This is a genomic window from Ewingella sp. CoE-038-23 (genome assembly GCF_040419245.1).
Taxonomy (GTDB): Bacteria; Pseudomonadota; Gammaproteobacteria; order Enterobacterales; family Enterobacteriaceae; genus Ewingella; species Ewingella allii.
This window is the reverse complement of sequence record NZ_JAZHOH010000001.1, coordinates 3,656,835-3,683,825: the sequence shown is the minus strand read 5'-3', so window position 1 is coordinate 3,683,825 and position 26,991 is coordinate 3,656,835. Positions and strand designations below refer to the sequence as shown.

24 protein-coding genes are annotated in these 26,991 nt (G+C 52.1%); 20 read left to right on the top strand and 4 right to left on the bottom strand.

Annotation, left to right across the window (positions count from 1 at the left end; genetic code table 11):
• Nucleotides 1–12 precede the first annotated feature (12 nt).
• The 3 genes from V2154_RS17715 to V2154_RS17705 are packed head-to-tail and all read left to right on the top strand — an operon-like array spanning nucleotide 13 to nucleotide 1,599.
• Complete coding sequence (locus V2154_RS17715; RefSeq protein WP_353503247.1) at nucleotides 13–336, top strand: YqcC family protein; 324 nt, start codon at nucleotides 13–15, stop codon at nucleotides 334–336.
• 1 nt (nucleotide 337) lies between these two features.
• On the top strand, nucleotides 338–1,108 hold the full coding sequence (gene truC / locus V2154_RS17710) for a tRNA pseudouridine(65) synthase TruC (RefSeq protein WP_353503246.1): 771 nt from the start codon (nucleotides 338–340) through the stop codon (nucleotides 1,106–1,108).
• A 41-nt stretch (nucleotides 1,109–1,149) separates the two neighbouring features.
• Entirely contained in the window at nucleotides 1,150–1,599 is a 450-nt protein-coding gene (locus tag V2154_RS17705; protein ID WP_353503245.1) for a flavodoxin, read from the top strand.
• 86 nt (nucleotides 1,600–1,685) lie between these two features.
• On the opposite strand, the gene V2154_RS17700 is transcribed toward V2154_RS17705, so the two are convergent.
• From V2154_RS17700 to map, 4 genes are all read right to left on the bottom strand, one after another.
• A complete protein-coding gene (locus V2154_RS17700; protein WP_034792811.1) occupies nucleotides 1,686–2,075 on the bottom strand; it encodes a DUF3461 family protein in 390 nt (129 codons plus the stop codon).
• A gap of 159 nt (nucleotides 2,076–2,234) precedes the next feature.
• Entirely contained in the window at nucleotides 2,235–3,059 is an 825-nt protein-coding gene (dapD, locus tag V2154_RS17695; protein ID WP_034792809.1) for a 2,3,4,5-tetrahydropyridine-2,6-dicarboxylate N-succinyltransferase, read from the bottom strand.
• Between the two features lie 48 nt (nucleotides 3,060–3,107).
• Nucleotides 3,108–5,798, bottom strand: a complete 2,691-nt coding sequence (glnD, locus tag V2154_RS17690; RefSeq protein WP_353503244.1) for a bifunctional uridylyltransferase/uridylyl-removing protein GlnD — start codon at nucleotides 5,796–5,798, stop codon at nucleotides 3,108–3,110.
• 91 nt (nucleotides 5,799–5,889) lie between these two features.
• The gene (gene map / locus V2154_RS17685; protein WP_034792806.1) at nucleotides 5,890–6,687 is read right to left on the bottom strand and encodes a type I methionyl aminopeptidase; all 798 of its coding nucleotides are present in this window, start codon (nucleotides 6,685–6,687) and stop codon (nucleotides 5,890–5,892) included.
• A gap of 371 nt (nucleotides 6,688–7,058) precedes the next feature.
• Here map and rpsB point away from each other — a divergent pair, with 371 nt between their 5' ends.
• The 17 genes from rpsB to accA all read left to right on the top strand — a co-directional run bounded on the left by rpsB (nucleotide 7,059) and on the right by accA (nucleotide 26,927).
• Nucleotides 7,059–7,784, top strand: coding sequence for a 30S ribosomal protein S2 (gene rpsB / locus V2154_RS17680; protein WP_013574193.1), 726 nt, complete (start codon nucleotides 7,059–7,061; stop codon nucleotides 7,782–7,784).
• 274 nt (nucleotides 7,785–8,058) lie between these two features.
• Nucleotides 8,059–8,910: a translation elongation factor Ts gene (gene tsf / locus V2154_RS17675; RefSeq protein WP_353503243.1), complete on the top strand. Its 852-nt coding sequence runs from the start codon at nucleotides 8,059–8,061 to the stop codon at nucleotides 8,908–8,910.
• Nucleotides 8,911–9,067: 157 nt separating this feature from the next.
• Nucleotides 9,068–9,799: a UMP kinase gene (gene pyrH, locus V2154_RS17670; RefSeq protein ID WP_034792800.1), complete on the top strand. Its 732-nt coding sequence runs from the start codon at nucleotides 9,068–9,070 to the stop codon at nucleotides 9,797–9,799.
• Between the two features lie 124 nt (nucleotides 9,800–9,923).
• The gene (frr, locus tag V2154_RS17665) at nucleotides 9,924–10,481 is read left to right on the top strand and encodes a ribosome recycling factor (protein ID WP_353503242.1); all 558 of its coding nucleotides are present in this window, start codon (nucleotides 9,924–9,926) and stop codon (nucleotides 10,479–10,481) included.
• A gap of 159 nt (nucleotides 10,482–10,640) precedes the next feature.
• A complete protein-coding gene (ispC, locus tag V2154_RS17660) occupies nucleotides 10,641–11,837 on the top strand; it encodes a 1-deoxy-D-xylulose-5-phosphate reductoisomerase (RefSeq protein ID WP_353503241.1) in 1,197 nt (398 codons plus the stop codon).
• 228 nt (nucleotides 11,838–12,065) lie between these two features.
• A complete protein-coding gene (ispU, locus tag V2154_RS17655) occupies nucleotides 12,066–12,824 on the top strand; it encodes a (2E,6E)-farnesyl-diphosphate-specific ditrans,polycis-undecaprenyl-diphosphate synthase (RefSeq protein ID WP_034792792.1) in 759 nt (252 codons plus the stop codon).
• Nucleotides 12,825–12,833: 9 nt separating this feature from the next.
• A complete protein-coding gene (gene cdsA / locus V2154_RS17650; protein WP_353503240.1) occupies nucleotides 12,834–13,682 on the top strand; it encodes a phosphatidate cytidylyltransferase in 849 nt (282 codons plus the stop codon).
• Nucleotides 13,683–13,723: 41 nt separating this feature from the next.
• Nucleotides 13,724–15,079: a sigma E protease regulator RseP gene (gene rseP / locus V2154_RS17645; protein WP_353503239.1), complete on the top strand. Its 1,356-nt coding sequence runs from the start codon at nucleotides 13,724–13,726 to the stop codon at nucleotides 15,077–15,079.
• Nucleotides 15,080–15,115: 36 nt separating this feature from the next.
• A complete protein-coding gene (gene bamA, locus V2154_RS17640; RefSeq protein WP_353503238.1) occupies nucleotides 15,116–17,542 on the top strand; it encodes an outer membrane protein assembly factor BamA in 2,427 nt (808 codons plus the stop codon).
• Nucleotides 17,543–17,692: 150 nt separating this feature from the next.
• On the top strand, nucleotides 17,693–18,190 hold the full coding sequence (skp, locus tag V2154_RS17635; protein ID WP_185689321.1) for a molecular chaperone Skp: 498 nt from the start codon (nucleotides 17,693–17,695) through the stop codon (nucleotides 18,188–18,190).
• Nucleotides 18,191–18,192: 2 nt separating this feature from the next.
• Nucleotides 18,193–19,215 carry a UDP-3-O-(3-hydroxymyristoyl)glucosamine N-acyltransferase gene (lpxD, locus tag V2154_RS17630; RefSeq protein ID WP_353503237.1) on the top strand — a complete coding sequence of 341 codons (1,023 nt, stop codon included), beginning with the start codon at nucleotides 18,193–18,195 and terminating at the stop codon, nucleotides 19,213–19,215.
• A 149-nt stretch (nucleotides 19,216–19,364) separates the two neighbouring features.
• The gene (fabZ, locus tag V2154_RS17625) at nucleotides 19,365–19,820 is read left to right on the top strand and encodes a 3-hydroxyacyl-ACP dehydratase FabZ (protein ID WP_034792780.1); all 456 of its coding nucleotides are present in this window, start codon (nucleotides 19,365–19,367) and stop codon (nucleotides 19,818–19,820) included.
• Between the two features lie 3 nt (nucleotides 19,821–19,823).
• The gene (gene lpxA / locus V2154_RS17620) at nucleotides 19,824–20,612 is read left to right on the top strand and encodes an acyl-ACP--UDP-N-acetylglucosamine O-acyltransferase (protein ID WP_353503236.1); all 789 of its coding nucleotides are present in this window, start codon (nucleotides 19,824–19,826) and stop codon (nucleotides 20,610–20,612) included.
• A 49-nt stretch (nucleotides 20,613–20,661) separates the two neighbouring features.
• Nucleotides 20,662–21,810, top strand: a complete 1,149-nt coding sequence (lpxB, locus tag V2154_RS17615; protein WP_353503235.1) for a lipid-A-disaccharide synthase — start codon at nucleotides 20,662–20,664, stop codon at nucleotides 21,808–21,810.
• A complete protein-coding gene (rnhB, locus tag V2154_RS17610; RefSeq protein ID WP_154147248.1) occupies nucleotides 21,807–22,400 on the top strand; it encodes a ribonuclease HII in 594 nt (197 codons plus the stop codon). The genes lpxB and rnhB overlap by 4 nt, the downstream gene beginning before the upstream one ends.
• A gap of 72 nt (nucleotides 22,401–22,472) precedes the next feature.
• The gene (dnaE, locus tag V2154_RS17605; protein ID WP_353503234.1) at nucleotides 22,473–25,955 is read left to right on the top strand and encodes a DNA polymerase III subunit alpha; all 3,483 of its coding nucleotides are present in this window, start codon (nucleotides 22,473–22,475) and stop codon (nucleotides 25,953–25,955) included.
• 12 nt (nucleotides 25,956–25,967) lie between these two features.
• Nucleotides 25,968–26,927 carry an acetyl-CoA carboxylase carboxyl transferase subunit alpha gene (gene accA / locus V2154_RS17600; protein WP_100936851.1) on the top strand — a complete coding sequence of 320 codons (960 nt, stop codon included), beginning with the start codon at nucleotides 25,968–25,970 and terminating at the stop codon, nucleotides 26,925–26,927.
• Nucleotides 26,928–26,991: the final 64 nt, after the last annotated feature.

Sequence of the window (26,991 nt, the reverse complement as noted above, 5' to 3'; positions counted from 1 at the left end):
AGAGAGAGTGCGATGAGTTCAGAAAGTACAGAAAATCAGGTTCGCCATATTTTACACGATATTGAACAGGCTATGCGTCGGCTGGACCTGTGGAGCGAAGTGCCACCCGAGGCGGAAGCCTTTGACAGCGTTGAGCCTTTCTCCGTCGACACCATGAATGCCGAGCAGTGGCTGCAATGGGTGCTGGTACCAAGGATGTTTGCTTTATTGGCCGCCGAAGCCGATTTACCGACCCGCTTTGCGATTACGCCTTATTTCGAAGTCGCCTTGCCTGAGGCTCACTCCCTGCTGGCTGAGCTGCAGCGTCTGGACGATTTGCTGAATATAGAAGACTGACATGCTGGAAATTTTGTATCAGGACGAGCATCTGGTGGCGGTGAACAAGCCCGCTGGCATGTTGGTTCATCGTAGCTGGCTGGACAAACATGAAACCGTTTTTGCGATGCAAACGTTGCGCGATCAAATTGGTCAGCATGTGTTTACCGTGCATCGACTGGATAAGCCGACCTCGGGCGTGCTGCTGTTCGCACTCTCCAGCGAGGTCGCCCGACTGCTGTCGCAGCAGCTCGAAACGCGCCAAATGAATAAGACTTACCACGCGGTGGTGCGCGGCTATGTGGCTGAAGACGCCACGCTGGATTATCCTTTGACCGAAGAGCTGGACAAGATTGCCGATAAGTTCGCCAACCCTGACAAAGCCCCTCAGCCTGCCGTGACGCACTATCGCGTGCTGGCTCAGGTGGAGATGCCCGTGCCGGTTGGGCGTTACGACACGGCGCGCTACAGCTTGGTTGAGCTTAAACCGGAGACCGGCCGCAAGCACCAGCTGCGCCGCCATATGACTCACCTTCGCCATCCGATTTTGGGTGACAGCGCCCACGGCGACCTGAAGCAAAACCGCGGCATGGTCGAGCACTTTGGCTGCCCCGGCTTAATGCTGCACGCCAGCCATCTGCAATTGCCTCACCCGGTGACTGGCGAGATGCTGGAGATCACCGCCAAGTGGGATAATCGCTGGCAAAGTTTGGTAGAACGTTTCGGCTGGCTGGCGCGTGTCCCTGCACTTGAAAGGGTTGAGTTTGCTGCCGACTGCGGTCAGGATATCTAACAATTTTTTAATGACTTTTAGATTAACGAGGGAATTACACCATGGCTGAGATTGGTATTTTTGTCGGCACCGTTTACGGCAATGCGCTGCTGGTAGCAGAAGAGGCTGAAACTGTTCTTAAGAAGCAAGGGCATCAGGTGAAACTGTTCGAAGAAGGCACATTGGAAGCCTGGCAATATTATCGTCACCATTTTGCCCTGGTCATTACCTCTACCACCGGACAGGGCGACCTGCCGGACAGCATCAAGCCGCTGTTTGAGGCTATCCGCGACACCGTCGGTTATCAGCCTGAACTGCGCTACGGGGTAATTGCTCTGGGCGACAGCAGCTACGATCACTTCTGCGGCGGCGGCCATAAAATGGATGATTTGCTGCAAGAGCAGGGCGCATCGCGTCTTGGCGATTTGCTGGAAATTGATGCCATGGAAACCGCCGAGCCGGAAACCGTGGCGGTTCCTTGGGCTGAAAAATGGGGCCAGCTGCTTAAATAAGCTTTCATGTCGCAGCGGCAATAAAAAAGGTCAGGTTATTCACCTGACCTTTTTTTATATCAACCGAACGCGGCGGGAGTCGAAACTTATCGGCCGCTGGTCAGTTTTTCCAGATCAGATTCGATCTCGGTGATCTTGTTTGCCACCACGGATTCCAAATGACGCAGGTCATCAAGAATTTTACGTTTCAGATCGACTTCAACCTGATCGCGCTGACAGATTTGATCTAACTCATCAATGACATAGCGAAGATTCGGGCTGATTTCGTGAATTTCTTTATAGCCTTGGCCCGCATTGTCGGCCACGATCGTTTTACGCTGGCGTGGGTACTTAAACTTCACGCTTTTAGCAAAAAACTCGCCTTTATCTTTGCGGAAGTAGATCTTCAGAATGTCGTTATTGGCCTCCTGACGCAGGCTGTAACGATCGATGTCGTCAGGATTCGTAATACCCAAGCTTTTCAGGTTGTCATACATAGCGCCACCTTTATTAGATTCTACTAGGAAGTTGTCATAATGAGCGAAACGACGGCCATTATCATTGATTTAAGGCACAGTTTCCCATGATAAAAACGGCCGTCATAAAAGGGAATCACATCAATAAAATAGCGGGTAAATTCACCCGCCAAATTGAGTTTAGTCGATGGAACGCAATAACTCATTAAGACCGGTTTTGCCCAAGGTTTTGGCATCCACTTTCTTAACGATCACCGCACAGTACAGGCTGTATTTGCCATCTTTAGAAGGCAGGTTGCCGGAAACCACGACTGAGCCTGCTGGCACACGGCCGTAATGCACTTCGCCGGTTTCACGGTCATAAATCTTGGTGCTTTGACCGATGTAAACGCCCATGGAAATCACTGAGCCTTCTTCAACGATCACACCTTCCACGATTTCTGAACGCGCGCCGATGAAGCAGTTATCTTCGATGATCGTTGGGTTTGCCTGCAGTGGCTCGAGAACGCCGCCGATGCCCACGCCGCCAGACAGGTGAACGTTTTTACCGATCTGCGCACAAGAGCCTACGGTCGCCCAAGTATCAACCATGGTGCCTTCATCAACGAACGCGCCGATGTTGACGTAAGAAGGCATCAGCACCACGTTACGGGCGATAAATGCACCTTTGCGCACAGCGGCTGGTGGCACGACGCGGAAGCCTTCACGCTTGAAGCGCGCTTCGTCGTATTCGGCGAATTTCATTGGGACTTTGTCGTAGAAGCGGTTTTCCGCGCCTTCCATCACTTCGTTGTCATTGATTCTGAAAGAGAGCAGCACTGCCTTCTTTAGCCACTGATGCGTTACCCACTGACCATCAATTTTTTCTGCAACGCGCAGTTCGCCGCTGTCGATCTTATTGATCACTTGAGTCACGGCATCACGGGTTACGCTGTCTACGTTTGTCGGCGTAATGTCTGCGCGACGTTCGAAGGCTTCTTCAATTAGGGTTTGTAGTTGCTGCATCCTGTTCTCTTTCCTGATAGTGGTGTTAAAAAGTTAATATTCTTTGTATCACATTTTATCGTTAGGGTTGAGCGCCTCGGTAAGACGACGCTGAATTTCCTGACGGGTTTTTTTGTCCAGCGCGCGGCGTTCGCCATTCGCCAGAATGAATAAATCCTCAACGCGCTCGCCGATGGTGGAGATGCGCGCGCCGTGCAGTGACAGCCCCAAATCAGAGAACACTTCCCCCACCCGCGCCAGCAGGCCGGGCTGATCGAGCGCGACCAGTTCCATGTAGCTGCGTCTGTCGGTGTGAGTCGGCAGGAAGCTGACCTCGGTCGGCACGCTGAAGTGGCGCAATTTTGGCGAAGGGCGGCGCGCACGCGGCGGCTGATAAGCCTGCGTCATGGACTGCTCTAAGGCATGACGGATCACCTCGTGGCGGTCCAGCGCCAGCGGGCTGCCGTCCGGCTCAAGCACGATAAAGGTGTCCATCGCCATGCCGTCGCGGTTAGTGAAAATCTGCGCGTCGTGGATGCTCAGGTTGCGGCGATCCAGCTCCCCGGCCACGGTGGCAAACAGGTAAGGGCGGTCCGGGCTCCAGATGAAAATCTCCGTGCCGCCGCGCGTCGCCTGCCGACTGACCAGCACCAGTGGCTTGGTGGAGTCATGCTCCAGCAGGTGGCGGGCGTGCCAGGCCAGCTGGTTCGGCGAGTGGCGCAGGAAGTAGTCGGCACGGCAGCGGCTCCAGATGCGGTGCAACGCCTCTTCGTCGATATTGTCCATGCGCAGCAGGGCCAGAGCCTGAAGACGGTGGTGACGGACCCGTTCGCGCAGGTCCGGCGTGTTCTGCATCCCACGGCGCAGCTGCTTCTCGGTAGCAAAATAGAGCTCGCGTATCAGGCTCTGCTTCCAGCTGTTCCACAGGGTTTCGTTGGTGGCGCAAATATCCGCCACGGTCAGGTTTACCAGATAGCGCAGGCGATTTTCGCTCTGCACTTCGGCGGCAAACTGCTGAATTTCAGCCGGATCTTGAATGTCGCGGCGCTGCGCGGTAACCGACATCAGCAGGTGACAGCGCACCAACCAGGCGACCAGCTGGGTTTCGCGCGAATTCAGCCCGTGTAGCTCGGCGAACTCCAAGACATCCTGCGCGCCCAGAATCGAGTGGTCGCCGCCACGGCCCTTGGCGATGTCATGGAACAGCGCGGCCATCAGCAGTAATTCCGGCTGCGGCAGGCGCGGGTAAAGCTCGACGCACAACGGGTGGCGCGGGCGAGTGGCCTCATCGGCGAAGCTTTCCAGCTTTTGCAGCACGCGGATCGTGTGTTCGTCCACGGTGTAGGCGTGGAACAGGTCAAACTGCATTTGGCCGACAATCAGCCCCCACTGCGGCATGTAGGCCCACAGCACGCTGTGGCGATGCATCGGCACCAGCGCGCGGGAGACGGCTCCCGGATGGCGCAGAATCGACATAAAGATGCTGCGCGCTTCGGGGATCATGCATAGCGGCGTTTTCAGATGGCGACGCGCGTGGCGCAGGAGGCGAACGGTGGTGGAGTAAATCCCCTTAATTTCGCGGTGGCGCACCATCAGGTAGAACATGCTGATGATGGTTTCCGGGCGCTGAGTAAACAGCGACTCGTCGCGCAGGTCAATCAGGTCGCCGCGTAATTGGAAATGCTCATCGAGCGGGCGCGGTTTTTCATTCGGCCCGATAGCCAAAATAGCTTCGTCAAACAGCTGAAGCAGCATCTGGTTCAGCTCACCAACCCGGCGCGTCATGCGGTAGAAATCCTTCATCATCCGCTCGACCGGCTCGTTGCCTTCCCCCTGATATTGCAGCAGTTGGGCGACATTTAGCTGGCGGTCGAACAGCAGGCGGTTGTCATAGCGCGGCAGCACCAGATGTAGCGCAAAGCGAATGCGCCACAGGAAGCTCTGGCATTCAATCAGCTCATTGCGCTCGGCTTTGGTGAGGAAGCCGAAGGCCACCATTTCGTCCAGAGAGGTGGCGCCAAAGTGGCGGCGGGCTACCCATAAAATGGTGTGGATATCACGCAGGCCGCCGGGGCTACTTTTGATGTCCGGCTCGAGGTTGTAGCTGGTACCGTGGTAGCGTTGGTGGCGCTCGTTCTGCTCGTCAATCTTGGCGCGGAAGAAGGTTGGCGAAGGCCAGAAACCGTCGCTGAAAACGTGTTTTTGCATGCTGAGGAACAGCGCGACGTCGCCGCAAATCAGCCGGGATTCAATCATGTTAGTGGCGACGGTGAGATCGGCCAAGCCTTCCAGCAGACACTCCTCGAGGGTGCGAACGCTGTGGCCAACTTCCAGCTTTAAGTCCCACAGCAGGGTGATAAGCTCACCGATGCGCTGCGCCTGCTCGTCGTTGAGGCGGCGCTGGCTGAGGACCAAAACGTCAATGTCCGACAGCGGGTGCAGCTCGCCGCGCCCATAGCCGCCGACGGCCACCATGGCGGTTTCCGGCACATCGTCGAAGCCGTAAAAGGTCCACAGACGTTGTAGCAGGTGGTCAATAAACAGGGAGCGTGCATCGACCAGCTCTTCCGCGCGCTGCCCGGCATTAAAGGCATCGGCCAGCCACAGCTGGAACTGCTCCATATGCTGTTTCAGGCTCTGGCGAGTTAAATCATCGTCAGGATAGGTAATAGGGGAGGCGGGCTGCGGGGGGATCGCGGGAAGAGATTCCGAAGATGGCGGAGTGGGAAGATCTTGTTCAGCAGGTGAATGTTCAATCATTTTTGCGCAGCCCATTCTTACAGTAAGAGACAAAAAAGCCGACTTGCGTCGGCTTGATCACCAGATTTAAACCGCCTTCTTCAGAAGGGGATCACTGCTGGTCGTGCGTAATGATATTCGGGATGGTGTCATCCTTACGCAGCGTCATAATTTCACAACCGTTCTCGGTGACCACAATAGTATGCTCGTATTGCGCCGACAAGCTGCGATCTTTAGTTTTTACTGTCCAGCCATCTTTCATGGTGCGAATGCGGTAATCACCGGCATTAACCATAGGTTCGATAGTGAATGCCATGCCGGCTTGCAGCACCACGCCGCCGTCATCGGCATCATAGTGCAGCACCTGTGGCTCTTCGTGGAAGACTTCACCAATCCCGTGGCCGCAGTACTCGCGAACCACGGAGAAGTTTTCAGCTTCGACGAATTTCTGGATCTCTTTACCCAGCGTGCGCAGGCGAATGCCCGGCTTAACCATTTTCAGCGCCAGATAGAGGCTTTCCTGAGTGATGCGGCACAGGCGCTCACCCAGAATGGTCGGTTTACCGGCGATGAACATCTTGGAGGTGTCACCGTGGAAGCCATCTTTAATAACGGTCACGTCGATATTCACGATATCGCCGTCTTTCAGAATCTTATCTTCGCTTGGAATTCCGTGGCAAACCACTTCATTAATCGAGATGCAGACAGATTTCGGGAAGCCGTGATAATTCAGACAGGCTGAAACGGCCTGCTGCTTATTATTAATGTGATCAGCACAAATGCGGTCTAATTCGCCAGTGCTCACGCCGGGCTTAACGTAAGGTTCGATCATTTCCAGCACTTCAGCAGCCAGACGGCCAGCAACGCGCATTTTTTCGATGTCTTGAGGGGTTTTGATTGAAATTGCCATGGGTGATCCTGCGGGTATCCTGTGTTGACGCCTTTCATTCTGCTAAAACGTCGTCAATAATTAGCTTAGACTTATGGTATCAGCCCTGATATTGCCTGCCAAACTATCATTTTCCGCGAACTAAAGTTCCCAACAAAAGTTGCCGTCAGGTCGTGAATTATGGTATAAAGCGCGCCGGCAATCCGCTACAGCTCTTCGGAACTGGACGAGATTAAAGCCGAACACTCACTCATATGTGTACTTATTAACGTAAGTAATAACACACACGTATCGACACATTCGCCGGGGTGCTCTGGGAATTCGTTCTACAGGGTCGGCGTTATGGGATACGTGGAGGCATAACCCCAGCATCTACTTATAGAGGTTTTATCATGGCAACTGTTTCCATGCGCGACATGCTCAAGGCCGGTGTACACTTCGGTCACCAGACCCGTTACTGGAACCCGAAAATGAAGCCATTCATCTTCGGCGCTCGTAACAAGGTTCACATCATCAACCTTGAGAAAACTGTTCCAATGTTCAACGAAGCTCTGGCTGAGTTGCAGAAGATCTCCTCCCGTAAAGGAAAGATCCTGTTCGTTGGTACTAAACGCGCTGCAAGCGAAGCGGTAAAAGAAGCTGCACACAACTGCGACCAGTTCTTCGTGAACCATCGCTGGTTGGGCGGCATGCTGACCAACTGGAAAACAGTTCGTCAGTCAATCAAACGTTTGAAAGACCTGGAAATTCAGTCTCAAGACGGCACTTTCGAAAAGCTGACCAAGAAAGAAGCGCTGATGCGCACTCGTGAGCTTGCGAAGCTGGAAAATAGCCTGGGTGGTATCAAGGATATGGGTGGTCTTCCTGATGCTCTGTTCGTCATCGACGCCGATCACGAACACATTGCAATCAAAGAAGCTAACAACCTGGGTATCCCGGTATTCTCCATTGTTGATACCAACTCCGATCCGGATGGCGTTGACTTTGTTATCCCAGGTAACGATGACGCAATCCGTGCAGTTAATCTGTACCTGAGCGCTGTTGCTGCCACTGTCCGTGAAGGCCGTTCGCAAGATCTGGCTGTTCAGGCAGAAGAAAGCTTCGTAGAAGCTGAATAATAAGACAGGCTCCCATATATACCCTAAATAGTTCGAGTTGTAGGAAGGCGGCAAGAGAGAGAATCCCTGGGAGCATAGATAACTATGTGACTAGGGTGAACGAACGTAGCCAACGCACAAACAATTCGAACTATGACGGGTATAGAGCCCTTATTAACCAGGTATTGAATATGTTGGTTAGGGGGCCTTTATTGGCCCCCTTTGCTTATCTTAAATGCGAGAAATATCTCACCGCAAAAGTCTCTTTTGCAGCGAGATAATCGAGGAAAATACAATGGCTGATATTACCGCTGCCCTGGTAAAAGAACTGCGCGAACGTACTGGCGCTGGCATGATGGATTGTAAGAAAGCTCTGGTTGAAGCTAACGGCGACATCGAGCTGGCAATCGAAAACATGCGTAAATCTGGCGCGATCAAAGCTGCTAAGAAAGCAGGCAACGTAGCTGCTGACGGCGTGATCAAAACCAAGATCGAAGGCAACTACGGTGTGATTCTGGAAGTTAACTGCCAGACTGACTTCGTTGCTAAAGATGCTGGTTTCCAAGCGTTTGCTGACAAAGTGCTGGACGCCGCTGTTGCTGGCAAAATCACTGACGTTGACGTTCTGAAAGCTCAGTTCGAAGAAGAGCGTATCGCTCTGGTTGCTAAAATCGGTGAAAACATCAATATTCGCCGTGTTTCTACTCTGGAAGGCGAAGTTCTGGGTAGCTACCTGCACGGTGCTCGCATCGGTGTTCTGGTTGCTGCTAAAGGCGCTGACGAAGAGCTGGTTAAGCAAGTTGCTATGCACATCGCTGCAAGCAAGCCAGAATTCGTTAAACCAGAAGACGTGTCTGCTGAAGTGGTAGAGAAAGAGTACCAAGTTCAGCTCGACATCGCGATGCAGTCTGGCAAGCCGAAAGAAATCGCAGAGAAAATGGTTGAAGGCCGCATGAAGAAATTCACCGGCGAAGTTTCTCTGACTGGTCAGCCTTTCGTTATCGACCCAAGCAAATCTGTTGGCGAAGTGCTGAAAGAGCACAAAGCTGACGTTATCAACTTCATCCGTTTCGAAGTTGGTGAAGGTATCGCTAAAGTTGAGACTGACTTTGCTGCTGAAGTTGCAGCAATGACTAAACAGTCTTAATTCGTAGTTGATGCTCTAAAATGGAACCGCTGAAGATTGGCGGTTCCGTTTTATCCAGCCCCAAATTCCAATAACATTGTGCGCTGTCTCTTTTTAACAACGCTATGATGTATAGATTGATTCCCATTACGACACATTGCTTCTTAGGACAGACACCATGGCTACCAATGCGAAACCCGTTTATCAGCGTATTCTGCTAAAACTCAGTGGCGAAGCCCTGCAGGGCAGCGAAGGTTTTGGTATCGATGCAAGCGTTTTGGATCGCATGGCTCAGGAAGTCAAAGAGCTGGTTGAGCTCGGCATTCAGGTCGGTGTGGTCATTGGCGGTGGGAACCTGTTCCGTGGTGCAGGCCTGGCACAAGCCGGTATGAACCGTGTTGTGGGCGACCACATGGGTATGCTGGCTACAGTGATGAATGGTCTGGCAATGCGGGATGCATTACACCGTGCCTATGTGAACGCTCGCCTGATGTCCGCTATTCCGCTTAACGGCGTGTGTGACAACTACAGCTGGGCCGAGGCTATCAGCCTGCTGCGTCACAATCGCGTGGTCATTTTCTCTGCGGGTACCGGCAATCCTTTCTTCACTACTGACTCAGCAGCATGCCTGCGCGGTATCGAAATCGAAGCCGACGTGGTGTTAAAAGCGACCAAAGTTGATGGCGTTTACTCTGCTGATCCAGTGAAAAATCCAGACGCCACGCTGTACGAACAACTGACTTACCAAGAAGTGCTTGAGCAAGAACTGAAAGTGATGGATTTGGCGGCTTTTACGCTGGCTCGCGATCACAACTTGCCAATTCGCGTCTTCAATATGAATAAGCCGGGCGCACTGCGCCGCGTAGTGATGGGTGAAAACGAAGGTACGCTGATTTCTCGCGGTGAATAATCTTCCCCCTGCCACTGCTGGCAAGAAATCATAAGCAAGTTTGCCAGCCTTGGCTGGCATGAGTATTCACGGACTATACTAATGCTATGGTCTGCCAAGTAACCAGTTCTTAAGGGTTCGCAACGTGATTAACGACATTAAAAAAGATGCTGAAATCCGCATGGAAAAATGCGTCGAAGCATTCAAAAACCATATCAGCAAAATCCGTACTGGCCGTGCTTCACCGGGTATCCTCGACGGCATCATGGTCGACTACTACGGTTCTGCCACGCCACTGCGTCAGTTAGCGCAGGTAACGGTTGAAGATTCCCGTACTCTGGCTATCTCCGTGTTTGACCGTTCAATCAGCGCCGCTGTTGAAAAGGCCATCATGACCTCTGATTTGGGTCTTAACCCATCTTCTGCTGGCGCCACTATCCGCGTTCCACTGCCAGCGCTGACAGAAGAGCGTCGTAAAGACCTGATCAAAGTTGTGCGTTCTGAAGCCGAGCAGGGCCGCGTTTCCGTGCGTAACGTACGCCGCGACGCTAACGATAAGACCAAAGCTTTGCTGAAAGATAAAGAAATCAGTGAAGATGAAGATCGTCGTTCTCAGGATGATATCCAGAAAATGACGGATATGTTCATCAAGAAAATTGACGTCGCACTAGCCGAGAAAGAAACCGAGTTGATGGAGTTCTAATCCACAACTTGTCTTCCTCCAAGCGCCGCCTTTGCGGCGCTTTATTTTTTGTGGTCGCTCTCTTTTTCCACCTGCTGCTTAAATCTCATAGACAAGCCGTCAAAGAGGTTTCAGACTAATGCGCATTGCGATCATGCACTGGTTCTACCGGGTATTTTCATGAAACAACTTACCATCCTTGGTTCGACAGGCTCTGTCGGCAGCAGCACCCTCGCGGTCGTTCGCGCTAACCCACAAGATTTCAAGGTAACTGCACTGGTTGCCGGTAAAAACGTGGACGTCATGGCGCAGCAATGTATTGAATTCCAACCTCGTTTTGCCTCTATGGCCGATGAAACTTCTGCCAAAGCATTGCGAACCATACTTGCTGAGCAGGGGATAAAAACAGAGGTACTCTCTGGCGAAAAGGCGTCCTGTGAGTTGTCGGCGCTGGATGAAGTTGATCAGGTGATGTCCTCCATCGTTGGCGCCGCCGGGCTGTTACCCACGCTTGCGGCGGTAAAAGCGCGCAAGCAGGTATTACTGGCGAATAAAGAGTCGCTGATCACCTGCGGACGCATCTTCATGGATGCCGTTCGCCAAAGCCGCAGCCAGCTTCTGCCAATCGATAGTGAACACAATGCAATTTTCCAGAGCCTGCCTGAGCGCATTCAGCAGCAGCTTGGCTATGCCTCTTTGGAAGAAAATGGCGTATCGCGCATTATCCTTACCGGCTCTGGTGGCCCATTCCGCGAGTTACCTTTGGCAGACTTTGCCCACGTCACCCCAGACCAGGCCTGTGCGCACCCGAACTGGTCTATGGGGCGCAAAATTTCTGTCGACTCCGCCACCATGATGAACAAAGGCCTCGAATATATCGAAGCCCGCTGGCTGTTCAATGCCTCTGCCGAGCAGATGGAAGTCATTATCCATCCGCAATCGGTGATTCACTCTATGGTTCGCTACCACGATGGCAGCGTCTTGGCGCAGCTCGGCTCGCCGGACATGCGCACGCCAATCTCCCACGCGATGGCTTATCCGCATCGTGTCGATTCCGGCGTTGAAGCGTTAGATTTCTGCCGAATCGGTGCGTTGACCTTCTGCGAGCCTGATTTTGACCGCTATCCGTGTTTACAATTGGCCATCGAAGCCAGCCGGACGGGGCAAGCAGCCACCACGGCATTGAACGCTGCTAATGAAGTTTCGGTCGCCGCATTCTTGGCGGGGCACATTCGCTTTACCGACATTGCCAACATAAATCGCGAAGTTATGGAGCAATCTGTCGCGAACGAACCGCAATCTGTTGATGAAGTATTGGAAATTGACCGTGCGGCGCGTGCGTCAGCTCACCAGAAATTACAGACTTTTGCGTTATGATGTTGCGGATAGCGGATTGCGGTAATTTGTTCGCATCACATTGAAATGATATAGTCTGCGCCACCTGACTGCGCCTTCAGTGCCGATACCTGAATGCGATTACTCTATAAAAACGGTAAACAGTCAGGGCAAGCCGTGCCTGAACAGGAACACGGCTTTTTTGCGCACAGAAATACGCTGGCGGTCAGTTAACATAGTTCTGCCCTAATAAGGAAATGAGTACGCGTTATGTCCCTCGAAAAGCAACAGATATCTGACGCGCCTTGCGCAATGCCACGCCATGTTGCCATTATTATGGATGGCAATGGTCGCTGGGCGAAACTTCAGGGGAAAATGCGCGTTTTTGGCCATAAAGCCGGTGTGAAATCCGTCCGTAAAGCAGTCAGTTTTGCGGCCAACCATCAGCTTAATGCGTTGACGCTTTATGCCTTTAGTAGTGAGAACTGGAACCGACCTGCTCAGGAAGTTTCAGCATTGATGGAGCTGTTCGTCCGTGCACTGGACAGCGAAGTTAAAAGTCTGCACAAACATAACGTCAGGCTAAAAATCATCGGTGATGTCAGCCGCTTTAGTGCGCGTCTGCAAGAAAGGATCCGTCGTTCAGAAACACTTACAGAAAATAACGACGGCCTTACGCTTAACATCGCTGCTAATTACGGCGGTCGGTGGGATATTATCCAGGGCGTAAAAAAACTGGCGAGTCAAGTTGAAGCTGGTTCTTTGCAGGTTGAGCAAATTACAGAAGAAGCATTAAATAGCACTATCTGTATGAGCGAGTTGGCACCCGTCGATTTGGTGATCAGAACCGGTGGGGAACACCGTATTAGTAACTTTCTGCTGTGGCAAATCGCCTATGCAGAACTTTACTTTACCGATGTCCTCTGGCCTGATTTTGATGAAAACACCTTTGAAGGCGCGCTGAATGCTTTTGCACAACGCGAGCGTCGCTTCGGGGGCACTACACCTATTGGCGCCAATGCGTCCTAGGGAGAACTTTTGCTGAAGTATCGCATCGCCACAGCGTTGATTTTGATCCCCATTGTTATCGCTGCACTGTTTATGCTGCCGCCTCTTGGTTTTGCCATTGTTGCGTTAGTCATCTGTATGTTGGCCGCGTGGGAGTGGGGGCAACTTTCAGGATTTAAGACTCGCAGTCAGCGCATTTGGCTGGCCGTGCTCTGTGGCTTTGTCCTTATTGCAATGATGCTGAGCATGCCGGCTTATCGTCAGCCAATTAACCTCCCTCAAGTGAGTGGCTCATTATGGGCTTCCCTTATATGGTGGATTGCGGCCTTTGTTCTGGTTATTTTCTACCCTAAATCTGCCTCATTTTGGCGCGGATCGCGCATATTACGTTTAGCCTTCGGTTTATTGACCATTGTTCCTTTCTTTTGGGGTATGGTGGCGCTGCGCCAGTACGGTTACGCTGAAAATCACCACACTGGAGCATGGTGGCTGCTATATGTCATGCTGCTGGTCTGGGGCGCAGACTCTGGGGCTTACCTGTTTGGTAAGCTGTTCGGCAAGCACAAATTGGCGCCGAAAGTTTCCCCTGGTAAGACATGGGAAGGCGTCATCGGAGGTCTGGTCACTTCGGCCCTGATTTCCTGGTTGTTCGGGCGTTATGCGCCATTAAATGTTGTTCCTGCTACGCTGTTGGTGTGTTCAGTCATTGCTGCTCTGGCTTCGGTGCTGGGGGATTTAACTGAAAGCATGTTTAAACGTGAAGCGGGTATAAAAGACAGTGGTAACTTGATACCGGGTCATGGTGGGATACTGGATCGTATCGATAGCCTGACTGCGGCTGTGCCGGTGTTTGCATGCTTAATGCTGCTGGTTTATTAATCCGTCCGAGACGGGATGTCTTCTAAGGGATCGTTAGGAATATGATGAACATACTCTGGAGTTTGGCCGCCTTTATCGTTGCACTGGGGGTGCTAATCACCGTGCACGAATTTGGCCATTTCTGGGTTGCTCGTCGTTGTGGCGTTTATGTTCAGCGTTTCTCCGTGGGTTTTGGGCGCACTCTGTGGCGCCGCACGGATAAACACGGGACCGAGTACGTTCTCGCCGTCATTCCCCTTGGCGGTTACGTTAAGATGCTCGACGAGCGTAACGAAACCGTTCCTGACGAAATGCGCCACCAGTCTTTCAATAGTAAAACCGTTTGGCAGCGCGCCGCTATCATCAGCGCTGGGCCAATCGCTAACTTCATTTTCGCCGTTTTTGCCTATTGGCTGGTGTTCATTATCGGCGTCCCAGCCGTGCGTCCGGTTGTTGGTGAAGTCACCCCACAATCCATCGCAGCGCAATCGAATATTTCTCCCGGCATGGAACTTAAGTCAATCGATGGCATCGAAACGCCTGATTGGGATTCAGTTCGTTTGTCTTTAATCGGTGAGATCGGAAACAATCAGACAACTTTAGGTGTCTCACAATTCGGTGGTTCTGAAGTTGTTGAGAAAAAGTTAGATTTAACACAATGGCGGTTTGACCCCGAAAAGCAAGATCCCGTTGTCGCGCTGGGTATTATTCCTCGCGGCCCACAGATAGAATCTGTGCTCGCAGAAGTGCAAACCGATTCGGCAGCTCAGAAAGCCGGTTTGCAAGCTGGTGACAGGATCGTTAAAGTCGATGGTCAAGTTTTGGCGAATTGGCGTACTTTTGCCATGCAGGTTCGTGATAACCCGGGCAAACCTATCGCGTTAGAAGTTGAGCGCGCAGGTTCATCGGTTGATCTCACACTGACACCGGACTCCAAGTCGGTAGGCAAAGGGAAGGAACAAGGATTTGCCGGAGTGGTGCCCAAAGTTATACCACTGCCTGATGAGTACAAAACTATCCGTCAGTATGGGCCGTTTGTTGCATTCTATGAGGCCGGGGATAAAACCTGGCAGCTGATGAAGCTCACGGTAAACATGCTGGGTAAGTTAATAACTGGCGACGTTAAGCTGAATAACCTGAGTGGTCCAATTTCAATCGCACAGGGAGCAGGAATGTCGGCGGAATATGGTTTAGTGTACTACCTGATGTTTTTGGCACTTATCAGTGTCAATCTCGGTATCGTGAACCTTTTTCCGTTGCCAGTGTTAGATGGTGGACACCTGGTGTTTTTAGCTATCGAGAAGCTAAAGGGTGGGCCAGTTTCCGAGCGAGTTCAAAACTTCAGTTACCGTATCGGCGCGATAGTGCTGGTGATGGTAATGGGGCTTGCACTTTTCAATGATTTCTCCCGTCTTTAAGGCTGGGGATTAGGTTAGGAAGAACGCATAACAACGATGGCGATCAAAAAGTTGCTCATAGCGTCGCTGCTGTTTGGCAGCGCCACCGTATACGGTGCAGATGGTTTCGTGGTGAAAGACATTCATTTCGAAGGCCTGCAGCGAGTTGCCGTCGGTGCGGCGTTACTCAATATGCCGGTTCGCGTTGGTGATACCATCACCGACGACGACATCAGTAATACTATTCGCGCATTGTTTGCCACTGGCAACTTTGAGGACGTTCGCGTTCTGCGTGATGGTGATACCTTGATTGTTCAGGTCAAAGAGCGTCCTACAATCGCCAGCATCACTTTCTCAGGTAATAAATCTGTGAAAGACGACATGCTGAAAGAAAACCTGGAGGCCTCTGGTGTCCGGGTTGGCGAAGCGCTTGATCGAACAACATTAACCAGCATCGAGAAAGGTCTCGAAGATTTCTACTACAGCGTCGGTAAATACAGCGCGTCCGTGAAGGCTGTTGTTACGCCTTTGCCGCGTAACCGCGTTGATTTGAAATTGGTCTTCACCGAAGGTGTTTCTGCAAAAATTCAGCAGATCAACATCGTGGGTAACCACGCGTTCAGTACGGATGAGCTTATTGCTCGCTTCCAGCTGCGTGACGAGGTGCCATGGTGGAACGTGGTGGGCGATCGCAAATACCAGAAACAAAAATTGGCGGGTGACCTCGAAACCCTGCGCAGCTTCTATCTGGATCGCGGTTACGCCCGTTTCAACATCGATTCAACTCAGGTCAGCCTGACGCCAGATAAAAAAGGCATTTATATTACCCTTAACATCACTGAAGGCGATCAGTACAAGCTTTCAGGCGTTGAAGTTAACGGCAATATGGCCGGCCACTCTGCCGAAGTTGAAAGCCTGACCAAGATCGACAAAGGCGAGCTGTATAACGGCGCGAAAGTCACCAAAATGGAAAACGACATCAAGCAGATGTTGGGCCGTTATGGTTACGCTTATCCGCGCGTACAGACTCAGCCTGAAATCAATGATGCCGACAAAACCGTTAAGCTGCACGTTAGCGTAGACGCGGGTAACCGTTTCTATGTGCGTCACATTCGCTTCGAAGGCAACGACACCAGTAAAGACAGCGTCTTGCGCCGTGAAATGCGTCAGATGGAAGGTGCGTGGCTTGGTAATGATCTGGTTGATAAAGGCAAAGAGCGTCTTAACCGTCTAGGCTATTTCGATACCGTTGATGTTGATACTCAGCGCGTACCGGGTACCCCAGATCAGGTCGACGTGGTCTATAAAGTTAAAGAGCGTAACACCGGTACCTTTAACTTTGGCGTAGGTTACGGCACCGAGAGTGGCGTGAGCTTCCAGGTCGGTGTTCAACAAGATAACTGGTTAGGTTCTGGTTATTCTGTTGGGATCAGCGGAACTAAAAACGATTATCAGACGTATACAGAATTCACTGTTACCGACCCTTACTTCACCGTAGACGGTGTGAGCTTGGGCGGTCGTATCTTCTATAACGACTTTAAAGCTGATAACGCCGACCTGTCTGACTATACCAACAAGAGTTATGGCATAGGCAGTACGCTCGGCTTCCCAATCAATGAAAATAACTCATTGCGCTTGGGCCTGGATTACGTACATAACGACCTGTCCAATATGGAACCGCAGGTAAGTATGTTCCGCTATCTGAACTCTGTGGGTATCAACCCGCCAGTCACCGTGGGTACAGATACCACGTCTGATGCAGACTTCAGCGCGAACGACTTCTTTGCGAACCTGGGTTGGGGTTATAACGACCTTGACCGTGGGTACTTCCCGACTTCAGGTACCAAAGCTAGCCTGAACGGCAAAGTGACAGTGCCTGGCTCGGATAACGAGTACTACAAGATTACGTTCGACTCAACAACGTACTTCCCTCTGAGCGAAAACCGTCAGTGGGTATTACTGGGTCGTGCTCGCGCGGGTTATGCAGATGGTATCGGCGGGAAAGAAGTACCGTTCTACGATAACTTCTACGCGGGTGGCTCAAGCAGCGTCCGTGGTTTCCGTTCGAATACTATCGGTCCTAAAGCGGCATACTATAACTGTGCTGCGGGTAGCACCTCTTACAGCAACTGTGCTGTAAACAACTCTGACGATGCTGTCGGCGGTAACGCCATGGCCGTGTTAAGTGCTGAGTTGGTCGTGCCTACACCGTTTATCAGTGAGAAATATTCAAACTCAGTGCGTACTTCTGTGTTTGTTGATGGCGGTACTGTTTGGGATACCAATTGGAAGAACACTGCGCAAACTGAAGCTGCAGGCGTTCCTGATTACAGTGATCCGAACAACTTCCGTGTTTCTACAGGTCTGGCGTTGCAATGGCAGTCTCCATTAGGGCCATTGGTGTTCTCTTACGCACGACCTATCAAAGATTACGATGGTGATAAAGCGGAACAGTTCCAATTTAACATCGGTAAAACGTGGTAACACATTCGTGGCTCTCAATGCTATGAGGGCTACAATGTTTGAGTTTTTATCAGCTCACGGGCAAAACGCCCGTGAAGTTGTTTTATAAACTCATTCTTATTGTGTAATTATCGTGCCATATGGCACAACGGGTGATGGAAGGAGTTTATAGTGAAAAAGTGGTTATATGCCGCCGGCCTCGGTTTAGTTATGGCTTCTTCAGTAAGCGTCCAAGCTGCTGACAAAATTGCTGTTGTTAACGTTCAGAGCATCTTCCAACAAATGCCAGCACGTGATGCTGTTGCAAAACAGTTGGAAAACGAGTTCAAAGGCCGTGCAACTCAGTTGCAAGCTCAAGAACGTGATCTGCAGACTAAAATGCAGAGACTACAGCGTGACGGCTCTACCATGAAAGCCAGCGATCGCAGCAAGCTTGAAAAAGACGTTATGGCTCAGCGCGAAGATTTCTCTACAAAAGCTCAGGCTTTTGAACAAGATAACCGTCGCCGCCAGGCTGAAGAACGTAACAAAATCCTGAGCCGTATCCAGGATGCAGTGAAGTCTGTTGCTAGCAAACAAGGTTATGACATCGTTGTTGATGCTAACGCTGTTGCTTACGCAAGCAATGAAAAAGACATTACTGCTGATGTGCTGAAACAGGTTAAATAAACATGTCTTCAATTCGACTGGCTGATCTCGCACAGCAGTTGGATGCACAATTGCACGGTGATGGCGATATCGTCATCACCGGCATTGCTTCAATGCATTCCGCGCACTCTGAGCAAATCACGTTTTTATCAAACAGCCGTTACCGTGAACAGTTAGCTACCTGCGCCGCAGGGGCTGTAGTGTTGACGGAAGCGGATCTGCCGTTTTGCCGCACTGCGGCATTAGTGGTTAAAAACCCATACCTGACTTATGCCCGTATGGCGCAATTGTTAGATACCACGCCAGCGCCGGCCAAAGATATTGCCGCCAGTGCGGTAATCTCCGACACCGCCATCTTGGGCAACAACGTTTCCGTTGGCGCCAATGCGGTGATCGAGTCAGGTGTTGTGCTTGGTGACAATGTTGTCATTGGGGCTGGCTGTTTCATTGGTAAGAATGCAAAATTAGGCGCTGGCACCAAAATTTGGGCCAATGTCTCTATTTACCATCGTGTGGAAATTGGCGAATCGTGCTTGATTCAGTCTGGTACCGTGATTGGTGCTGACGGCTTCGGCTATGCTAACGACCGTGGTAACTGGGTCAAAATTCCTCAGCTGGGTACCGTGCTGATTGGCGATCGCGTAGAGATCGGTGCTTGCACCACGATTGACCGCGGAGCCCTGGACGACACCATCATCGGCAATGGCGTTATCATTGATAACCAATGTCAGATTGCGCACAACGTCGTGATTGGAGACAATACGGCGGTTGCAGGTGGAGTGATTATGGCCGGTAGTCTGAAAATTGGCCGTTACTGCCAAATCGGCGGCGCCAGTGTTATCAACGGCCATATGGAAATTTGTGATAAGGCTGTAGTGACTGGAATGGGAATGGTGATGCGACCAATCACCGAACCTGGGGTATACTCCTCCGGTATTCCGTTACAGCCCAATAAAGTGTGGCGTAAAACCGCTGCGTTGGTAATGAATATCGATGAGATGAATAAGCGCTTAAAAGCTGTCGAGCGTAAAATCGAAGAAGACTAAATTACCGACTACTGTGTTGCTGGAAATTGGCAGTGGATGCCACCTTCCGGCGGCACTCGTTTCTATTTGCGGCCTGCCTAATGATCTTCTTTGGGGATCAAGCAGGCCGTGTTATTGATGCCATCAGTTTTTTAGACAGGAAGAGTATTTTGACAACTGACACTCATACTCTGCGTATTGAAGAGATATTGGATCTGCTGCCGCACCGTTACCCGTTTTTGCTGGTTGATCGCGTGCTGGATTTTGAAAAAGGGAAGTTTTTACGTGCAGTGAAAAACGTTTCTTTCAACGAACCGTTCTTCCAGGGCCACTTCCCAGGTAAGCCTATCTTCCCAGGCGTATTGATTCTTGAAGCGATGGCGCAGGCCACCGGCATTCTTGCCTTCAAAAGCGTAGGTAAATTAGAGCCAGGCGAGCTGTATTATTTTGCTGCTATTGATGACGCACGATTCAAACGTCCTGTGTTGCCAGGCGACCAGATGATTCTGGAAGTTGAATTCATTAAAGAGCGTCGTGGCGTTGCTCGTTTTAAAGGTGTCGCAAAGGTAGATGGCGAGATTGCTTGCGAGGCATCAATGATGTGCGCCCGTCGCCGGGAGTCTTAATTAATGATTGATAAAACCGCCTTTATTCACCCAAGCTCTGTTGTCGAAGACGGTGCCATTATTGGTGCTGGTGTTCGAATCGGTCCTTTTTGTTATGTCGGATCTGACGTTGAGATTGGCGAAGGTACTGAGCTTAAATCACACGTTGTTCTTAATGGCGTGACCAAAATTGGTCGCGACAACCGCATTTTTCAGTTCGTTACTATTGGTGAAATTAACCAAGATTTGAAATATGCGGGAGAACCGACACGCGTTGAAGTTGGCGATCGCAACAGTATTCGTGAGAGCGTGACCATTCACCGTGGTACCGTTCAGGGCGGTGGATTAACAAAAGTGGGTAGCGATAACCTGTTGATGGTTAACGCGCATATTGCCCACGATTGTGTTATCGGCAATCGCGTTATTCTGGCAAATAACGCGACCCTTGGTGGTCACGTTGAGATTGACGACCACGCCATCATTGGCGGTATGACTGCCATTCATCAGTTCTGCGTTATTGGTGCTCACGTGATGGTTGGCGGCTGCTCTGGCGTTGCTCAGGACGTTCCACCTTTCGTGATTGCTCAGGGAAACCACGCCACGCCATTTGGTATTAATATCGAAGGCTTGAAGCGTCGTGGTTTTGACAAATCTTCATTGCACGCTATCCGTAATGCCTACAAGTTATTGTATCGCAGCGGAAAAACGCTGGAAGAAGCGCAACCTGAAATCGCCGAAATTGCAGCAGAGTTCCCGGCGGTTAAACCGTTCAGCGATTTCTTCGCGCGCTCCACGCGCGGCATCATTCGCTGAGGGGCTAACTCTCTGGTAAACCTGTAATTTGGCAAATAAGCGGTAAAAAATGCAAAAGCCTGTTCTGACTATTGGCCTGGTGGCCGGTGAAACATCCGGCGATATTCTTGGTGCTGGTTTAATTCGCGCTCTAAGAAAACACCATCCTGATGCGCGCTTCGTGGGAGTTGCTGGCCCACTGATGCAAGCTGAGGGATGCGAAGCCTGGTACGAAATGGAAGAGCTGGCTGTCATGGGCGTGGTGGAAGTTCTCGAACGTCTGCCACGCCTGTTGAAAATCCGCAAAGACCTGACTCAGCGCTTTAGCGAGTTAAAGCCCGACGTCTTTGTGGGCATTGATGCGCCTGACTTCAACATCACCCTCGAAGGTCGTCTCAAGCAGCGCGGTATTCGCACCATTCACTATGTCAGCCCTTCAGTCTGGGCCTGGCGTCAAAAGCGTGTTTTCAAAATAGGTAAAGCGACCGATATGGTGCTGGCTTTCCTGCCTTTTGAAAAAGCGTTTTACGATAAATTCAACGTTCCTTGTCGGTTTATCGGCCACACCATGGCGGATTCCATGCCGCTGCATCCGGACAAACCGGCGGCGCGCGCCCGCTTGGGCATTCCCGATGGCGTTCATTGTCTGGCTTTGCTGCCGGGCAGTCGCCATGCGGAAGTCGAAATGCTGAGTGCCGATTTCCTGAAAACCGCACTCCAACTGCGACAGACGTACCCTGATTTGCACATCGTGGTTCCCTTGGTCAATGCCAAGCGCCGTGAGCAGTTCGAACGCATCAAGGCGGAGATTGCCCCTGACTTGCCGGCGCACCTGCTCGACGGTCAGGCGCGAGACGCCATGATCGCCAGCGACGCGGCATTGCTGGCTTCAGGCACGGCGGCGCTGGAATGCATGTTGGCGAAATGCCCGATGGTTGTCGGTTATCGCATGAAGCCTTTCACCTACTGGCTGGCTGAGCGTCTGGTTAAAACGCCTTACGTTTCATTGCCAAACCTGCTGGCGGGGCGCGAAATCGTCAAAGAACTGCTGCAGACCGAATGTGTGCCGGAAAAACTCTCTGCCGCTCTCTTGCCTTTATTGGCTGGTGGAGAAGAGAGCCATCAGTTGCAGGAAACTTTCCTGGCGCTGCACGAAAGCATTCGCTGGGATGCCGATGAGCAGGCCGCGCAGGCCGTGATGGAGTTGGCAAATCGATGAGTGATATCTTCGTTTATCCTCAGGCATTGTGTATCGCCGGGGTGGATGAGGTAGGGCGCGGGCCTTTAGTGGGCGCCGTGGTCACTGCCGCCGTGATCCTCGATCCGGCCAAGCCGATTCTCGGGCTGGCGGACTCTAAAAAACTCACTGAAAAACGTCGCGAAGCTCTTTATATTGAAATTAAAGAGAAAGCGCTGTCGTGGAGTCTTGGACGCGCTGAGCCAGACGAAATCGACGAATTAAACATTCTGCACGCCACCATGCTGGCGATGCAGCGCGCGGTGGCCGGGCTACACATCACGCCAGATATGGTGCTGATAGATGGCAATCGCTGCCCCAAATTGCCTATGGCCTCTCAGGCCGTGGTGAAGGGCGACAGCAAAGTCGCGGAAATCAGCGCCGCGTCGATATTAGCCAAAGTGACGCGCGACCGTGAAATGGTTGAGCTGGATCTTCAGTTCCCTGATTATGGCTTTGCCAAACACAAAGGCTACCCGACGCCGGTGCATCTCGAAAGCCTGGCTAAGCTGGGTGCCACGCCGCACCACAGGCGCAGCTTCGCACCCGTCAGGCGGGCGCTGGGGCAGTAAGTCTGTTAGCGTTTTAAGTCAGTTTGTCATTCCGACAAGCGTTCATTCAATCTTCATCTCTGGACTCTGGATATGGCCGAACCTCGTTTTATTCATCTTCGCACTCACAGTGACTACTCCATGGTGGATGGATTAGCCAAGGTGGGGCCGTTGGTGAAGTGCGCGGCGTCCCTCGGCATGCCAGCTTTAGCCATTACCGATTTCACCAACCTATGCGGTCTGGTGAAGTTCTACGGCTCGGCGCACGGTGCCGGTATTAAGCCGATCATCGGTGCCGACTTTAACGTTCAAAGTGAAATTCTGGGTGACGAACTGGCGCAGCTCACCGTGCTGGCGATGAATAATCAGGGCTACCAGAATCTGACGCTACTGATCTCCCGCGCTTATCAGCGAGGCTACGGCGCCGCTGGCCCCATCATTGACCGCGACTGGCTGGCCGAGCTGAATGAAGGGCTGATTTTGCTCTCCGGCGCGAAAATGGGCGATGTAGGTAAGTTCCTGTTACGCGGCAATCAGCTGCAGGTCGAGCAGTGTCTGGAGTTCTACCAGCAGTATTTCCCTGATCGATACTACCTAGAGCTGATCCGCACCGGGCGCGCCGAAGAGGAGAACTACCTTCACGCCGCCGTGGCGCTGGCGGCAGAGCGTGATTTGCCCGTGGTGGCCACCAACGATGTGCGTTTTTTGGTGCAGGGCGACTTCGACGCGCATGAAATCCGCGTGGCTATCCACGACGGTTTCACCCTCGATGACCCGAAACGTCCGCGAAATTACACCGCGCAGCAGTACATGCGCAGCGAAGATGAGATGTGCGAGCTGTTCGAGGATATCCCCGAAGCCCTGCTCAACACGGTGGAAATTGCCAAACGCTGTAACGTGACCATTCGCCTCGGCGAATACTTCCTGCCGCAATTCCCGACCGGTGAGATGACCACTGAAGACTTCTTGGTCGCCAAATCGAAGGAAGGGCTTGAGGAGCGTCTGGAGTTCTTATTCCCCGATCCTGAAGTAAGAGCGCAGAAACGCCCGGAATATGACGAGCGTCTCGACGTAGAGCTGCGCGTTATCAACCAGATGGGCTTCCCCGGCTACTTCTTGATCGTGATGGAATTTATCCAATGGTCGAAAGATAACGACGTGCCGGTAGGACCAGGGCGTGGTTCCGGTGCTGGCTCATTGGTCGCCTACGCCTTAAAAATTACCGATTTGGATCCACTGGAGTTCGACCTGCTGTTCGAACGCTTCTTGAACCCAGAACGTGTCTCCATGCCCGACTTCGACGTCGACTTCTGCATGGAAAAACGCGACTTGGTTATCGACCACGTGGCCGAAATGTATGGCCGTGAGGCTGTTTCGCAGATCATCACCTTCGGTACCATGGCGGCCAAAGCGGTTATCCGCGACGTGGGTCGCGTGCTCGGCCACCCTTACGGATTCGTCGATCGAATCTCCAAACTGGTACCGCCAGATCCGGGCATGACGCTCGAAAAGGCCTTTGCTGCCGAACCCCAGCTGCCAGAAATTTATGAAGCAGATGAAGAGGTTAAAGCGCTGATCGACATGGCGCGCAAGCTCGAAGGTGTCACCCGTAACGCCGGTAAACATGCCGGGGGCGTGGTGATCGCGCCAACCAAAATTACTGATTTTGCGCCATTGTACTGTGACGCCGAGGGTAACCATCCGGTCACCCAATTCGACAAAAACGACGTCGAATATGCCGGTCTGGTGAAGTTTGACTTCCTCGGCCTGCGCACGCTGACCATCATCGACTGGGCGCTGGGCATGATTAACGCCCGTCGCGCGAAATCCGGACTCGAACCTATTGATATCGCTGCCATCCCGCTCGAAGATAAGAAAAGCTTCGACATGCTGCAGCGCTCAGAAACCACGGCGGTATTCCAGCTCGAATCCCGTGGTATGAAAGATTTGATTAAACGCCTGAAGCCCGACTGTTTCGAAGATATGATCGCATTAGTGGCCCTGTTCCGTCCGGGGCCGTTGCAGTCAGGCATGGTAGATAACTTTATCGACCGTAAACACGGCCGCGAAGAGCTGTCTTACCCCGACATTCAGTGGCAGCATGAGTCTCTGAAGCCGGTGCTGGAGCCGACCTATGGCATCATCCTGTACCAAGAACAGGTGATGCAGATTGCACAGGTGCTGGCGGGTTACTCGCTGGGCGGTGCGGACATGCTGCGTCGCGCCATGGGTAAAAAGAACCCGGTCGAAATGGCCAAGCAGCGCGGCGGTTTTGAAGATGGTGCAAAATCTCGTGGCATTGACGGCGAACTGGCAGTTAAAATCTTCGACCTGGTAGAGAAGTTTGCTGGTTATGGTTTCAACAAGTCCCACTCCGCAGCTTATGCGCTGGTTTCCTATCAGACCTTATGGCTGAAAGCGCATTATCCGGCTGAGTTTATGGCGGCGGTAATGACTGCCGATATGGACAACACTGAGAAGGTGGTGGGTCTGGTTGACGAATGCTGGCGCATGGGGTTGAAAATCCTGCCACCAGATATCAACAGCGGCTTGTACCATTTCCACGTCAATGACGAAGGTGAGATTGTTTACGGCATTGGCGCGATAAAAGGCGTGGGCGAAGGCCCCATCGAAGCCATTATTGAAGCGCGAAACGAAGGCGGCTATTTCAAAGAGCTGTTTGACCTGTGCGCCCGCGCCGATGTGAAAAAGCTCAATAAACGCATTCTTGAAAAGCTGATCATGTCCGGTGCCTTTGATCGTCTCGGCCCGCACCGCGCCGCGTTGATGAGCTCTTTAGGCGATGCGCTGAAGGCTGCCGATCAGCACGCGAAAGCCGAGGCTATCGGGCAGGTGGACATGTTCGGCGTACTGGCCGAAGCCCCTGAGCAGGTTGAAAAGTCTTATGCCAACGTCACGCCGTGGCCAGAACAGACGGTGCTGGACGGCGAACGCGAAACGCTCGGGCTGTACCTCACCGGTCACCCGATAACGCAATATCTAAAAGAAATTGAGCGTTACGGCGGCGGCCAGCGTCTAAAAGATATGCACCCGACCGACCGGGGCAAAATGACTATCGCAGTGGGCTTGGTTATCGCTGCGAGGGTAATGGTTACCAAACGGGGAAACCGCATTGGTATCTGTACGTTAGACGACCGTTCCGGTCGTCTGGAAGTAATGTTGTTCACCGAAGCGCTAGAAAAATTCCAGCATTTATTGGAAAAAGACCGTATCCTTATCGCCACTGGACAGGTCAGCTTTGATGACTTCAGCGGCGGGCTTAAAATGATGGCCCGCGACGTTATGGACATCAGTGAAGCACGTGAAAAATATGCTCGCGGTCTTGCTATCTCGCTGACTGACAGGCAAATTGATGACCAGCTTTTAAACCGTCTCCGCCAATCGTTGGAACCTCACCGATCGGGGACGATACCAGTACATCTGTACTACCAACGAGAAAATGCGCGTGCCCGGCTACGATTCGGTGCAACGTGGCGTGTAACGCCGACCGATAAACTGTTGCTGGATCTGCGAACGCTTGTAGGTACCGAGCAGGTGGAACTGGAATTTGACTAAAATAGGAATGCTATGAGTCTGAATTTTCTGGATTTTGAACAGCCGATTGCGGAGCTGGAAGCGAAAATTGACTCGCTGACTGCAGTCAGCCGTCAAGACGAAAAATTGGATATTAATCTGGACGAAGAAGTTGAGCGCCTGCGTGAAAAAAGCGTTGAACTGACTCGAAAGATTTTCTCTGATCTGGGTGCCTGGCAGATTGCCCAACTGGCGCGCCACCCGCGTCGCCCTTACACCCTGGATTACATCAAACATATCTTCACCGATTTTGATGAACTGGCTGGTGACCGTGCTTATGCTGACGATAAAGCTATCGTTGGTGGTATCGCGCGTTTAGGTGAGCGTCCTGTGATGATCATTGGTCATCAAAAAGGTCGTGAAACTAAAGAAAAAATCCGCCGTAACTTCGGTATGCCAGCACCAGAAGGCTATCGCAAAGCATTACGTCTGATGGAAATGGCCGAGCGCTTCAAGCTGCCAATCATCACCTTCATCGACACCCCGGGTGCTTACCCTGGCGTGGGCGCAGAAGAGCGTGGTCAGTCCGAAGCTATCGCCCGCAACCTGCGCGAGATGTCCCGTCTGAACGTGCCGGTTATCTGTACCGTTATTGGTGAAGGCGGCTCTGGTGGTGCATTGGCCATTGGCGTTGGCGACAAAGTTAACATGCTGCAATACAGCACCTACTCAGTGATTTCACCGGAAGGCTGTGCGTCTATCCTGTGGAAAAGCGCCGATAAAGCGCCACTGGCTGCGGAAGCAATGGGTATCATTGCGCCACGCCTGAAAGAGCTGAAGCTGATTGACTCTGTTATCCCTGAGCCTCTGGGCGGCGCGCATCGCGACGTTCCTGCCATGGCCGCGTCCCTGCGTGCCCAGTTGGAAGCTGATCTGAGCGATCTGGATGTTCTGAATAATGAAGAACTGCGCAACCGTCGCTACCAGCGTCTGATGACTTACGGCTACTGCTAAGTCCTAACGCTCAATTTGTTTTCAAAGGCCGTGCTTGCACGGCCTTTTTCGTTTCTGCCATCCC

Coding starts and splice junctions, on each gene's coding strand:
- ispU (WP_034792792.1), top strand. CDS start 12,066: ATGTCCCTCGAAAAGCAACAGATATCTGACGCGCCTTGCGCAATGCCA.
- lpxB (WP_353503235.1), top strand. CDS start 20,662: ATGCAAAAGCCTGTTCTGACTATTGGCCTGGTGGCCGGTGAAACATCC.
- ispC (WP_353503241.1), top strand. CDS start 10,641: ATGAAACAACTTACCATCCTTGGTTCGACAGGCTCTGTCGGCAGCAGC.
- rseP (WP_353503239.1), top strand. CDS start 13,724: ATGATGAACATACTCTGGAGTTTGGCCGCCTTTATCGTTGCACTGGGG.
- tsf (WP_353503243.1), top strand. CDS start 8,059: ATGGCTGATATTACCGCTGCCCTGGTAAAAGAACTGCGCGAACGTACT.
- rnhB (WP_154147248.1), top strand. CDS start 21,807: ATGAGTGATATCTTCGTTTATCCTCAGGCATTGTGTATCGCCGGGGTG.
- V2154_RS17705 (WP_353503245.1), top strand. CDS start 1,150: ATGGCTGAGATTGGTATTTTTGTCGGCACCGTTTACGGCAATGCGCTG.
- V2154_RS17700 (WP_034792811.1), bottom strand. CDS start 2,075: ATGTATGACAACCTGAAAAGCTTGGGTATTACGAATCCTGACGACATC.
- dapD (WP_034792809.1), bottom strand. CDS start 3,059: ATGCAGCAACTACAAACCCTAATTGAAGAAGCCTTCGAACGTCGCGCA.
- bamA (WP_353503238.1), top strand. CDS start 15,116: ATGGCGATCAAAAAGTTGCTCATAGCGTCGCTGCTGTTTGGCAGCGCC.
- V2154_RS17715 (WP_353503247.1), top strand. CDS start 13: ATGAGTTCAGAAAGTACAGAAAATCAGGTTCGCCATATTTTACACGAT.
- lpxA (WP_353503236.1), top strand. CDS start 19,824: ATGATTGATAAAACCGCCTTTATTCACCCAAGCTCTGTTGTCGAAGAC.
- glnD (WP_353503244.1), bottom strand. CDS start 5,798: ATGATTGAACATTCACCTGCTGAACAAGATCTTCCCACTCCGCCATCT.
- map (WP_034792806.1), bottom strand. CDS start 6,687: ATGGCAATTTCAATCAAAACCCCTCAAGACATCGAAAAAATGCGCGTT.
- dnaE (WP_353503234.1), top strand. CDS start 22,473: ATGGCCGAACCTCGTTTTATTCATCTTCGCACTCACAGTGACTACTCC.
- rpsB (WP_013574193.1), top strand. CDS start 7,059: ATGGCAACTGTTTCCATGCGCGACATGCTCAAGGCCGGTGTACACTTC.
- pyrH (WP_034792800.1), top strand. CDS start 9,068: ATGGCTACCAATGCGAAACCCGTTTATCAGCGTATTCTGCTAAAACTC.
- truC (WP_353503246.1), top strand. CDS start 338: ATGCTGGAAATTTTGTATCAGGACGAGCATCTGGTGGCGGTGAACAAG.
- lpxD (WP_353503237.1), top strand. CDS start 18,193: ATGTCTTCAATTCGACTGGCTGATCTCGCACAGCAGTTGGATGCACAA.
- accA (WP_100936851.1), top strand. CDS start 25,968: ATGAGTCTGAATTTTCTGGATTTTGAACAGCCGATTGCGGAGCTGGAA.